Source organism: Listeria welshimeri serovar 6b str. SLCC5334, from assembly GCF_000060285.1.
GTDB classification, from domain to species: domain Bacteria; phylum Bacillota; class Bacilli; order Lactobacillales; family Listeriaceae; genus Listeria; species Listeria welshimeri.
Genome location: NC_008555.1, coordinates 1,909,260 through 1,922,005 on the forward strand (window position 1 = coordinate 1,909,260; position 12,746 = coordinate 1,922,005).

12 protein-coding genes are annotated in these 12,746 nt (G+C 36.8%); 4 read left to right on the plus strand and 8 right to left on the minus strand.

Annotated elements, in window-relative coordinates; genetic code table 11:
* Positions 1–33: 33 nt before the first annotated feature.
* The 3 genes from LWE_RS09585 to LWE_RS09595 are packed head-to-tail and all read right to left on the minus strand — an operon-like array spanning position 34 to position 2,303.
* On the minus strand, positions 34–648 hold the full coding sequence (locus LWE_RS09585; RefSeq protein WP_011702647.1) for a YpmS family protein: 615 nt from the start codon (positions 646–648) through the stop codon (positions 34–36).
* Positions 649–663: 15 nt separating this feature from the next.
* Positions 664–1,449 (minus strand): SGNH/GDSL hydrolase family protein, encoded by a 786-nt coding sequence (locus LWE_RS09590; protein ID WP_011702648.1) that lies wholly within the window; start codon positions 1,447–1,449, stop codon positions 664–666.
* 14 nt (positions 1,450–1,463) lie between these two features.
* Entirely contained in the window at positions 1,464–2,303 is an 840-nt protein-coding gene (locus LWE_RS09595) for a DegV family protein (protein ID WP_011702649.1), read from the minus strand.
* 183 nt (positions 2,304–2,486) lie between these two features.
* Between LWE_RS09595 and trhA the strand changes: the two genes are divergently transcribed.
* From trhA to ppdK, 4 genes are all read left to right on the plus strand, one after another.
* Positions 2,487–3,119 (plus strand): PAQR family membrane homeostasis protein TrhA, encoded by a 633-nt coding sequence (trhA, locus tag LWE_RS09600; protein ID WP_011702650.1) that lies wholly within the window; start codon positions 2,487–2,489, stop codon positions 3,117–3,119.
* A gap of 118 nt (positions 3,120–3,237) precedes the next feature.
* Positions 3,238–3,867: a helix-turn-helix transcriptional regulator gene (locus LWE_RS09605; RefSeq protein ID WP_011702651.1), complete on the plus strand. Its 630-nt coding sequence runs from the start codon at positions 3,238–3,240 to the stop codon at positions 3,865–3,867.
* A gap of 12 nt (positions 3,868–3,879) precedes the next feature.
* Positions 3,880–4,692: a pyruvate, water dikinase regulatory protein gene (locus tag LWE_RS09610; RefSeq protein WP_011702652.1), complete on the plus strand. Its 813-nt coding sequence runs from the start codon at positions 3,880–3,882 to the stop codon at positions 4,690–4,692.
* 18 nt (positions 4,693–4,710) lie between these two features.
* The gene (gene ppdK, locus LWE_RS09615; RefSeq protein ID WP_011702653.1) at positions 4,711–7,350 is read left to right on the plus strand and encodes a pyruvate, phosphate dikinase; all 2,640 of its coding nucleotides are present in this window, start codon (positions 4,711–4,713) and stop codon (positions 7,348–7,350) included.
* 48 nt (positions 7,351–7,398) lie between these two features.
* On the opposite strand, the gene LWE_RS09620 is transcribed toward ppdK, so the two are convergent.
* The 5 genes from LWE_RS09620 to LWE_RS09640 form a co-directional block, all read right to left on the minus strand.
* Positions 7,399–7,776 carry a VOC family protein gene (locus LWE_RS09620; protein ID WP_011702654.1) on the minus strand — a complete coding sequence of 126 codons (378 nt, stop codon included), beginning with the start codon at positions 7,774–7,776 and terminating at the stop codon, positions 7,399–7,401.
* A gap of 3 nt (positions 7,777–7,779) precedes the next feature.
* A complete protein-coding gene (locus LWE_RS09625) occupies positions 7,780–8,763 on the minus strand; it encodes an aromatic acid exporter family protein (protein WP_011702655.1) in 984 nt (327 codons plus the stop codon).
* A 98-nt stretch (positions 8,764–8,861) separates the two neighbouring features.
* Complete coding sequence (locus tag LWE_RS09630) at positions 8,862–9,485, minus strand: DedA family protein (protein ID WP_011702656.1); 624 nt, start codon at positions 9,483–9,485, stop codon at positions 8,862–8,864.
* A 137-nt stretch (positions 9,486–9,622) separates the two neighbouring features.
* Entirely contained in the window at positions 9,623–10,975 is a 1,353-nt protein-coding gene (locus LWE_RS09635; protein ID WP_011702657.1) for a trypsin-like peptidase domain-containing protein, read from the minus strand.
* Between the two features lie 244 nt (positions 10,976–11,219).
* On the minus strand, positions 11,220–12,731 hold the full coding sequence (locus LWE_RS09640; RefSeq protein ID WP_011702658.1) for a phosphohexomutase domain-containing protein: 1,512 nt from the start codon (positions 12,729–12,731) through the stop codon (positions 11,220–11,222).
* Between the last annotated feature and the right edge of the window lie 15 nt (positions 12,732–12,746).

Genomic DNA, 12,746 nt, shown 5'->3' on the forward strand with positions numbered 1-12,746 from the left:
AAATGCCCCCTAACTAGGATTAGGCCAGCCAAATTAATTAACTGGTACTAAAAGTGTAAACGAAATATCGTCTTTCTTCAAATTTAGTGTATCAACGCGCACTTTTGTATCGCCTTTAAGCTTTAATTTATCTAGTGATAGATAGATTTTTTCTTTTTTAGGGATAATTGTGACCCAATTAGGAAATTTATAGTTTTTGCTTACATAATTCATTACATAAGAAACTGGTAGTGGTAATGCTCCTACAGACATGTCTTTAAGGGTTAATTCCACATTGCCATTATCTACTACTTTAGGAGAAAACTTCAAATGAAGCTCCACTGGTTGGTCAAAAATTTTCGCTTCTGCTGTAAAGTTCACGTTATTTGCGACAAAAACTTTATAACCAATATCTTGATCTTTACTAAAATCTTCTATATACGTACTAATTAATTGATTTAAATCGGATTTAGTTGTACTGGTTTGAAACTCAACCGCTGACTTATTACTAATAAGTGACGGTGTTGGTTCTTGTTGCGGGCTTAGGATAAATACTGCTACATAAATCCAACCAGCGAGAATAAGTAGCAAACTAATTAATGTAAGACAGATCCATTTCCAATAATTACGTCTTGGTTTTTTTGGAGCTGATCGGGTTTCTATCTGCAAGATTTTAACACCTTTCTATTTTGGAATATTGCCATCATCCAACTGCTTCACAATGGCTTTGTCTAGTTCCGCTGCCATTTTTTCATAACCTCTATGATTAGGATGGAAATAATCATCTGATAGAAGCGGATTGGGTTTGTCTTTATTATCTTTATTTCGATTTTCGAGTACTTTTGCAATAGGAACAAAATAAGTATTGTCCTCTTGCTGTATTGTTTTCTTAGATGCCTTATTCCAGTCAGAAATAACCTCATCAAATTGTTTGATATCACTGAAATAAGTTGTATACGGATTATAAATACCCATTAAAAATATCGCTGCATCTTTATTATAAGAGCGAATATCTTTTAATAATGTTTGAAGTTCTTGTTGGAAATCTTTGTTCGCTTTTGTAAAATCATCGACATTTACATTTAAAAGACGAGACTGCAAAATAGCCATGACATCATTTCCGCCAATGGTTATCGTGATAACATTCGCGTTCTTCACATCTTGTTGGAATTCTTTATTTGTTTTTAAACGTTTTTCGAGTTGGGTTATTTTATTGCCAGCAACTCCGTAATTATGTGTTTTCACACTTGGAATTTGAGGCTCTTCTTCTAGTTCTTTCGAGATTATACCAACATAGCCGCCTTCTTTTTTCTCATCACCAACACCTTCTGTTAATGAATCCCCCATGGCAACTACATTAATTGGGATCTCTTTTGATTCTTTATAATACTTGATACCAAAAACTGCGCCAACAAAAAGCGCAATAACGAGTACGCTTCCTGCAAGCCACAGCCATTTCTTCTTTGTCATATGCAATCACTCACTTAGTCAGTATAGTACATAAATGCAAACGCGCCTGCTCCAGCATGTGTGGAAATGACTGGGTCTGCAAAAAATAGAGGAATTTCAGTTAAACCGGTTATTTCTTTAGATTCTGCGATAAAATCATCTGCAAGATTAAGCCCATTGGCATGAACAACGTCCAGATGCTGAATTTTTTTCGGTTCCTCTTTGATTAGATTAAGGCAATATTGTAATACTTTTTTATTGCTCCGGACTTTGGTTTCTTCTTCCAATTGTCCATCTGTTAGTTTAGCAATTAATTTGATATTTAAAAGGCTGCCTAAGAAACCTTGCATTCGGCCAACACGACCACCTTTGATTAAATTATCAAGTGTTACTACAACAATATAAAGTTTCGTCTTGTCACGAATATCATTAATTTTCGCGTGAATTTCTTCTACAGAATAATCACCTGATTGAGCCATTTCAGCTGCTTTTAATACTTGGAAGGCTTGTCCGCGAGCTGTATAATCACAGTCGACTACCGTAATATTACCTTCTACCATATCTGCTGCTTGGCGTGCTGCATTCACAGTTCCGCTAAGTTTTTCAGTTAAATGAATAGAAAGGATTTCATATCCTTCAGCCGTATATTTTTCATATGCTTCCACAAAAGAACCAATAGCTGGTTGAGAAGATTTTGGTAATTCTTTTGTTTCTGCCATTCGCACCATGAATTCTTCTGGTGTAATGTCTGATTTAGGATTATAAATTTTTCCGTCGATTTCTACCGTCAAATATAAAACTTCAATATTCCATTTTGCTGCTTCTTCTAATGTTAATCCAGCAGTTGAGTCTGTGATAATTTTTATTTTCCTCATATAGCTACACATCCATTTTTGCTTATTTTAATCTTATTATAACATTACCGGCTGTATACACAACTTATAAACTAGTTTTAAGAAAAGAGAAAGAAATGGTATTAGTCTTTCTATTCTTCTTTTTTTAGCGTATGATAGAAATATATTAATTCACAAAATTTTGTAGAAAAGTATGGTGATAAAATGAATGTCACTTCTTACAATTGGAAAGAAGAAGTAGCTAATGCAGTTACGCATGGTATTGGATTTATTCTTAGTATTCCCGCGCTCGTCTTACTTATTATATTCGCCGCCAGTAAAGATAATCCTCTATATTTAACAAGTTTTTTAATTTATGGAATTTCACTCATGTTGCTTTATATTTGTTCCACGCTGCTTCATAGTTTTAAACCTAGTAAGGCACGAACTGTTTTTAATATTATGGACCATGCGGCAATTTATGTTTTAATTGCTGGTAGTTACACACCATTTGTTTTGATTACTGTTCAAGGGACACTTGGATGGACCTTATTTGGTGTCATTTGGGGATTAGCTATTGCAGGAATTGTTTATAAAATATTTATGACTGGCAAATTAAAACTTTTATCCACTAGTGTATATTTAATAATGGGCTGGATGGTCTTGCTTGCGATTAAGCCACTCTACGTCGGACTAACTCCGACCGGATTTTGGTTACTGGCAACTGGTGGCATTATGTTTACAGTTGGCGCAATTTTTTACAGTATCCCCCGAGTACCTTATATGCACGCGATTTGGCATTTATTTGTTATCGCAGGAACAGCCTTTATGTACTTCTGTATTTTATTTTATGTTTAAATAACGCTTTTTAAAACCTTCTCATTATTGAGAAGGTTTTTATATAGTATGACATAATTGAGGCTTGTTTTTAATTATGTCATACTATATAATAATTAGCATAACATAATAAAAGGATGTGATTCCCATCGAACTTTCCCCTAGACAACATCAAATTGTTGCCTATGTACGCGCGAATGAGCCAGCTACTGGTGACTCCATTGCCGCCCATTTAAAACTAACACGAGCCACCATACGAGCTGACTTATCCATTTTAACAATGACTGGAATTTTAGATGCCCGCCCTAAAGTTGGCTACTTCTATTCTGGTTTAGAAACAAATCCTATTCATTTTGATGAAATCCGTCAATTAAAAATTTCTGAAATTATGACACAACCTTTTTTCGCAAAAAAAGAAACAAGTGTTTATGACGCTATTGTAATGCTCTTTATGGAAGATATTGGTAGTTTATACGTTATTGATGAAGAGGAATTAGTTGGTCTTGTCTCCAGAAAGGATTTACTTAAAGGAGCACTTGCAGATGCTGACACAAAGGCTACTCCTATAGCGACAATTATGACGCGCATGCCAAACCTTGTTACTGTCGCTAAAAATGACACTGTCTTGCACGCCGCAGAACAACTCGTTTTTCATCAAATTGATTCCCTTCCTGTGCTTGAAAATAAATCTGGTAAAGCAAAAGTCATCGGGAAAATATCAAAAACACGTATTACTGCATTATTTGTTGATACAATAAAAAAGGTTTAATAGGAGGAACATATGGAAAAATCGGTTATTATATACGTTATTTCAGATGCTATCGGAGAAACTGCTCAACATATTATTCGCGCGGTAACGGCACAGTTTTCACTTAATAAACCGGCTGATATTCGGCGCCATGCTTTTATTCGTGATGAGAAAGCTTTACTTGAAACGTTAGAAGAAGCAAAGGCCGCAGATGGTATCGTGGTGCAAACGCTCGTGCAATCTCCACTAGCCGAATATGCCACTGACTTTTGTGCTCAAAATAACATTCCTAACATCGATTTATTACATACTTTAACCGCCGCTGTGGAAGCAAAAACTGGTCTAAAATCCAAACAAGATCCCGGCAATATGCGTCGCCTTGATAGCAATTATTTTGATCGTATCGCCGCAATTGAATTCGCCGTTAAATATGATGATTGTAAAGACCCCCGCGGCTTAATAGATGCAGATATTGTCCTTGTTGGTGTTTCAAGAACGAGTAAAACTCCCCTAAGTAGTTTTCTTGCTAATCAAAATTGGAAAGTTGCAAATGTACCATTAGTTCCAGAGATTCCTATTCCAGATGAACTTTTTCAAATTCCTAATGAACGTATTATTGGTCTCACCACTACCCCAGAAAAACTGGCGCAAATTCGTAAAGTTCGATTGAAATCCATCGGTTTAGATGAATCAAGTAGCTATTCCAGTGAAAAACGTATTTTAGAAGAATTAGAATATGGTTATGACACTTTCAAAAAACTTGGCTGCCAGGTCATCCATGTAGAAGACAAAGCAATAGAAGAAACCGCTGCCCTAATCACGGAAATTATCACGAGTTACCACTAATTAGAAGAGGTGAATAATGTGAGAAAATTTGTTTATCAGTTCAGTGAAGGATCTAAAGACATGAAAAATCTATTAGGAGGAAAAGGCGCTAATTTGGCCGAAATGACGAATATTGGTTTACCTGTTCCTCCTGGTTTTATTATCTCGACCGATGCTTGTAATGATTACACAACTGGCAATAAACATCTATCCGAAGAGATTTTTGAAGAAGTGAAAATTCATTTGTCTAAACTCGAAACACAAACTGGAAAAGTTTTCGGAAGTACAGAAAATCCTCTCCTAGTTTCGGTACGTTCTGGTGCTCCTTTTTCGATGCCTGGCATGATGGATACCGTTTTAAATCTTGGTTTGAATGATTCTGCGGCTAGAGGCTTAGCTGATTTAACCGGTGACGCTCGTTCTGCATATGACTCCTATCGTCGTTTTATTCAAATGTTTGGTGATGTCGTTTTTGAAATTCCTAGCTATCAATTTGAACAGGCGCTGAGTCGTATTAAAAAAGCGAACAATTACCTTTTAGATACAGAATTAACTGCAGATGATTTGACTGAACTTATAGATGCTTATAAACTGATTTTCAGCCAAGCAACCGGCAATGATTTTCCGCAAAACCCTCTGGAACAACTAAGACTCGCAATTATCGCTGTCTTTGATTCGTGGATGAATCCTCGTGCTGTAATTTATCGTAGACTACATGATATAGATGCGAGCTTGGGTACTGCCGTGAATATTCAAGCCATGGTTTTTGGAAATACTGGCGAATCAAGTGGAACTGGAATTACTTTTACCCGAAATCCGTCGACTGGGGAAAAAGAAGTATTTGGCGAGTTTTTACTTAATGCACAAGGAGAAGATGTTGTAGCAGGTATTCGTACACCTGAACCGATAAGTGCGCTACAGATGAGAATGCCAATGGTTTACAACGAACTTCTTAAAACATGCGAACTTCTTGAAAACCACTACTTAGACATGCAAGATATTGAATTTACGATTGAAAAAGGAAAACTTTATGTCTTACAAACAAGAAGCGGGAAACGAACAGCTAAGGCAGCTATCCAAACAGCCGTTGATTTTGTTCATGAAGGAAAAATCACTCGAGAAGAAGCCATCATGCGAGTGGAAACGAAGCAACTACACCAATTACTTCATCCAGCCTTTCATGAAAGCGCTCTTAAAAATGGTCACGTAATCGCGTCTGGTTTACCTGCCAGCCCAGGTGCTGCAACAGGTCAAATTTATTTTGAAGCAAAAGAAGCAGTCCAAGCAGCCGAACGCGGAATTTCTGTCATTCTTGTACGGAACGAGACTTCTCCTGAAGATATTGAAGGCATGGCAAGAAGTAATGCTATTTTAACCGCACATGGTGGAATGACTTCTCACGCAGCCGTTGTTGCTCGTGGAATGGGCAAATGTTGTATAGCAGGCTGTTCTGAATTAACCATCAATGAAAAGGAAAAAACAATTACCCTTAAAACTGGCGAAAAGCTTTACGAAGGTGACTATCTTTCTCTTGATGGCAGTTCCGGCAATATTTACCTTGGCGAAATTGCACTCACAGAAGCGTCTATTGGCGGTCATTTTGATGAATTAATGGGCTGGGCTGATGCAGCGAAAAAACTGATGATTCGTGTTAATGCAGACACACCTACTGATTTTAAAAAAGCACTTTTATTTGGCGCAGAAGGTATTGGACTTTGCCGCACAGAGCATATGTTTTTTGATGAAAAGCGGATTCCATATGTAAGACAAATGATTTTAGCAGAGTCCTTAAAAGAACGTGAATCTGTTTTAACCATTTTAAAAGAAATGCAAAAAGCGGATTTTAGTGAGTTGTTCCGAATCGCAGAAGGTCGTTCAGTTAATATTCGTTTACTTGATCCGCCATTACATGAATTCTTACCAAAAACTGACCATGAAATCGAACAATTAGCACAAGACATGAACCGAACTGTTCCTCAAATAAGAAAGCGAATAGAAGCACTTGCAGAAGCTAATCCAATGCTTGGTCATCGCGGTTGCCGACTTGCCATTACTTTCCCAGAAATTTATCGTATGCAGGCCGAAGCAATTATGGAAAGCGCCGTTATCGTTCATGATGAAGGAATCTCTGTTCACCCAGAAATTATGATTCCACTTATTGCTACTAAAAGTGAACTAAGCTATATAAAAAAAGAAATAAAACAAGTAATCCATGCCATTTTTGATAGAGAAAGAATGGTGCTACCTTATGATATTGGTACGATGATAGAAATTCCTCGTGCTTGCGTAACTGCAGATGAAATCGCCGAGGAAGCACAATTCTTTAGCTTCGGGACAAATGATTTAACCCAACTAACTTATGGTTTCTCTCGTGATGATGCTACCAAATTCCTAGCTGACTATTACGAGAAAGATATTTTAGCAAAAGATCCATTTATGACAATTGATAAAGCCGGGGTTGGTGCTTTAGTAGAGATGGCTGTTACTCGAGGACGGATGACGCATGAACATTTAAAAATGGGTGTTTGTGGCGAACATGGTGGAGATCCAGATTCTATCCAATTCTTCCATCAATTAGGACTAACCTATGTTTCTTGCTCTCCTTATCGTGTACCTATTGCACGACTAGCAGCAGCTCAAGCAGCATTAGGCACTAAGCAATTAGTAGCTACTCTATAAAAAATCCAGATGGCAATCGGTAAGACTGCCATCTGGATTTTTTCATATTTATTTTTCACAAATCGCAAAATAATTGCCTTCAATATCCGCAAAATTAAAGACCCGGCCAATTGGTAAATCTACTAAATCCCCCACCGTTATTCCTTTATTTTTATATGTTTCATACAGTTCTGCGACATTTTTTCCAAACAGTAATATTGACGGTGTTCCGAGGTTCATATCTGGATTCATTTCAGCAACTTTCTTTTTATTTTGGAGTACAAAAGAAGTTTCTAATCCTTTTGTTGGAGCTATTTCAATCCACTGAATCTCTCCATTTACAACTTCTTCTGAAACTACAACAAAATCTAATTTTTCTACCCAAAAATCTCTTACTGCTGCTTGATTTTCTACATATAACATTACTTGACCAATTTTTTCAATCATGGTTCATCGCCCTCTCGTTAATTCTTTTTCTTTTAAACCAAACTCCGCATAAAAGTCACGCTTCATTTCTAAAAGATAGCGCAAATCATTCATAAATTGAAATAAAATTGCTCTATTTTCAAATTCTTCGCGTGTTTCAGGGAGCTTACTGCTTCTAAATTCATGTACCATTGTAGTAATTTCAGCAACCAAATCTTCAGCAGTATTATGTTCATCTAGAGTCTGTGCAGTTTTTTCTGTGATTTCCGCAAGTGCCATGCTTTGCTCCGAAGAATGGTGAAATGCTACAAGATGTCGCTTCATTTGTGTCAAAATCCGGTATTGAACAAGCCGCATATCCACATACTGAGAATAATAATGTGACGAGGAAAAGAACTGATTATCTAAGTTTCTCGCTGCTTTTTCTTGTGCATAGTCTAATGTACCCTTTAATTGGTTTAATAAGCCAAATTCATCATGATAATCAGACTGATTCCGGAGCCCCTGCGTCATTTCTGTCAAAATTTGTCGCATGATTGCTTCAATTTTTTGTTGGCTTCGCTTTAATTCATCTTCCATTTTTGGCATGTATAAATTTAAAATAATAGCTATACCCGCGCCGACTGCCATAAGTAAAAGTTCATTTTTAAACCAAAAGAATGATAGCGATTGTTCTAATAAAATGTGTGATACAAGGACGGAGCTAACAACAATTCCGTCAGCAACGTGTAATTTCACAGCTAAAGGAATAAAAATTAATAAATAAAGACCAAAACTCACTGCATTATAACCAATAAGCATAAAAAATATTGCTGCAATCGTTAGTGCTAAAACAGTCGAATAAACTCGCTGAATCGCTAATTGTAAAGATCCTTTTTTCGTATTTTGTACACTTAATATCGCGATAATTCCTGCCGAAACTGCATATTCCAAATGGAGCCATTCCGCCAAAATAATCGCCAGTGTCGCTGCAATGGCGGTTTTCACCGTTCGCATGCCAATCCGCATATGTCCTGTCCCCCTCTTTCTATGTCCAACTTATCATAGCATGAAAGCGAAAAACGCAAAAGAAAAACCTTGAAGACGATACCTCAAGGTTCCAATATTTATTCTTCATCCAATGTTTTTTTGAAACGTGCTCGAATAAAGAATGCTAAGCCCACAATTAAAAGTCCTGCTATAATGCTATAAATAATCGTCGAAAAACTATCCATGAAAACAACTATTTCATTCCATGATTCACCTAGCAAAGCCCCAAGTCCAATTAAAACCGTATTCCAAAGCAAGCCTCCCGCAGTCGTTAGGACTAAGAATCGCGACATTTTCATCTTCGTCATGCCAGCTGGAATTGATATCAGGCTTCGTATCAGCGGAATCATCCGACATAAAAATACTGCCCAGCTTCCGTATTTCAAAAAGAAACTTTCCGCTCGTTCAATATCCGATTCTTTGAGTCGCAATATTCGACCATATTTTAAAACAATTTTCGTTAGCCGTTCTTTTCCAAAATACGAGGCCACTTTATAAAGTAAAATAGCACCTACAACAGAACCCAGTGTCGCTACAATAATAACCATCACTACATTTAGCGACGAAACGGTTGTCATAAATCCACCAAAAGTTAAGATAATCTCAGAGGGAATCGGCGGAAACAAGTTCTCTACCATAATCAATAAAAAAATACCTATATAGCCAAAATCAGCCATGATACCTGTAATCCAAGTTTCCAAAAAACACACTCCTGTACTTTATTTCCCTTTTAAAGTAAGTGCTTGCTTTTTAAGTTTACTACACTAACTCCGCTTTTTCAATGAATTTGGTGAAAAGAAAAAGAATTTGATGTAAAATACACCAAATTCTTTTAAATTTATTTTGCAACTAGTCGCATTTGTACCGCTTCTATTCTTAAGCTTTCTCCCGTTGTTCCAGCTGTAGCTCCGTCTTTAACCCAACTTTGCCAACCTTTGTTTTGAACATGTGCTCTATATTGAACAGTATAGTTTTTGGCCATGTTTCCAGTTAATTTTACTTGGAAAGCTTCTAGGCGTTTCGATTGCCCACGAGTTCCAGAAATTTCACCATTTTTCAACCAACCTTGCCAGCCGTTACCTTGTACATGAGAGCGGTACTGGATATCCCCAGAATAAGGCATCCCAGATAGACTAATTTTCATTGCTTCTGCTCTCAAACCAAGTCCAACTGTACCGGATGTTGTACTATTGGCAACGTTCCCCATCCATCCTTTACTTTGGACATGAAGTTCGTAATTTATTCCCTTTTGCTTACTTACAGCTAGATTGTTATCAAATGCCCACGAATAGATATTGTTTAGTTTTTCTTTTGTTATTCGAGTACCATAGTTATCTTCTGAACGATCTCTATATTCATAAGCATTTACGGCTAGAATTTGTTTTTTAGAGTTATAAACGCCGCTACCACTACTACCGCCAGTTGTATCTAATTTGTAATAAACACTATTTGCCGTTGTTTTAGAAATACTTCCTGTTTGCGTGAACAATTTACCATTTTTATCACGGTGATAACCACTAATAGTAATTGCTCCAGATGTATTTGTTGTTAAACCCATCGTACCAGTTTTTTGCCCTATATTTTTATCCAATTTAATAACACCATAATCTTCTGCGGGAGGTTCTGTTTTTGCCCATTTTTTTGGTATATAGATTTTTTTAGCATTGGCTTTACCAAAAGGCGCAACTGAGCCATTATACCCGGGATAGACTGTTACTTTAGTTGCCCAACCGCCTTCATTTTTATCATATAGGCAGTGAGCAGCAGTTAGAACAGAATCCTCACCAATTATTTGCCCGCTTCCCTTAAACTCATTTCCACTTGGAAATTTCATTAAAATATAAGTACTTGTAGAATAAGGATATTGTGTAGTATTGGTTACGAGCTTTCTTCCGTCTGATCCAAAAATACTTTTAATGCCAGGAATAATTTCTTGTTCATCCTTCATAACTTCAATTCCTGATAAATCTACTTCCTCCGCATCAGATGTATCTAATGTCCCTTCTGTTGCATTAACATCTTCTAAATCACTAATTTCATCAACAATAAAATCTTCCCCGTCATTTGTTACTGTTTCGCCAACTACTTTTTCATCGATTGTTGCGTCATCTGCTGCTTGAACTACAATTCCTCCACCTAATAAGAACAGAGTAAAAGCAAGCATTAAAGTAAGTGTTCTAAGTTTTTTCATAGTTGTATCTCCTTTTTATCTATTAGTAAATAAATACGTGAAAAATTTATCTTTGATGCTTCACTTTGTATTATATTCAAACTTCCCGTATAAAATAAGTATTCTTAGGAGCTATTTTTGACGTATTTATCTACTGTATTATTATGATACCATATTCACAAATATAATATACTATGCAAATAGCATTATTTAGAAATTTAACAATATTACAAAAAGAAGCTGAAATTCATCAGCTTCTCTCCTTTTACATATTCAAATCTACTTTATCCGCAAAAAATCTGGCTAAACGATCTTTCACTTTTTGAATGCCGCCTGCTTCATCACTCTCTAAATTCATCGGCATGACAGGTTCGTGTAAGCTCATTCGAAGTAGGAACCAACCTTCGCCAAGAGAACCACTTGTATTTACACGAACACCTTCTTGGTTAGAAGGCTCTAGTTCCATCTCTTCATCTTCCTCTACAAATGTAAGAAGATCAGCTAACACTTCTTTTCCGTATGTTTTAAAATCGGATGCTGTGATATTTAAACGAATTTCTTCACTTTCTGCCGGTTCTTTTAAGTCCGCTATTAAATCTGGCAAATCTTGACCATTTTTACGTAATGTAGCATAAGTCATTAAAATTTTAGCAATCAAATACGCGCCATCATCCAAGAAATAGTTTTCTTTTAATGCTGCATGACCACTCACTTCAATCGCAATTTCCGATGGCGTTCCATTTTCATTTAAGCGCAAAGCTTCATTGATAACATTACGATAACCACGTTTGAAGCGATGTTGTTTACCACCTTTTGCTTCGATAAATGCTTGTAAATGACCGGATGTTGTGGAGTCTGTCACAATAGTGGTTCCTGGTTTTTCTTTCAAAATAATGCTAGATATGACAGCAATTAATGGGTTACGGTTTAAACTTTCACCATTTTTATCCATAATTGCAGCGCGGTCCACATCTGTATCAAAAATCACGCCCAAATCGGCTCCACTAGCAAGCACCGCTTTTTTCAAGCTGGCCATTGCTTCCTCGTTATCAGGGTTTGGAATATGATTTGGAAATTTACCATCTGGCTCTAAAAATTGACTTCCAGAAATGTCTGCGCCAAGCTCTGCCAACACTTTTTCAGCAAAAAATCCGCCTGCCCCATTTCCCGCATCAACAATAATATGACTTCCTTGGAGCGGCCTCATTTTATCCGCTGCATCTGTTATACCTGCTCTAATTTTATCCGTTAAATCTGCCGCATATGTAGAAAGTAAATCTTGATTGGTTACTTTACCTGAATGTTGATTTTTATCTAAGAAAGATTTATCTGCGTGAGCGACAATATAATCAATATCTTCATGTTCTGCTCCGCCAGATTTCGTAAATAATTTAAGTCCATTATACATAAAAGGTAAATGGCTCGCTGTGATCATAATCCCGGCATCACAGTTATAATCTTCGTACTGAGTTGCCATAAACATAGCAGGTGTAGTTGCAAGTCCTACATCAACAATTTCAATACCCGCATAAGTAAGTCCTTTTATAAGAGCTGTTTTTAATCGTTCCGCTGAAAGTCGGCTATCATGGCCAATTGCCACTTTCGCTCTACCCTCGACTTTTTTCTCTTCTTTAAGCCATTTCGCAAATCCATAAGCAATCTTTTCAACACGTTCGTCTGTTAGCGTAATCTGATATTTTTCCGTAGCAATAGCGATTCCACGTATGTCTGATCCGTTTTGCAGTGCTTCTAACGCTTTCGTTTCTGATTGATTCATGTCATTCCTCCAGCT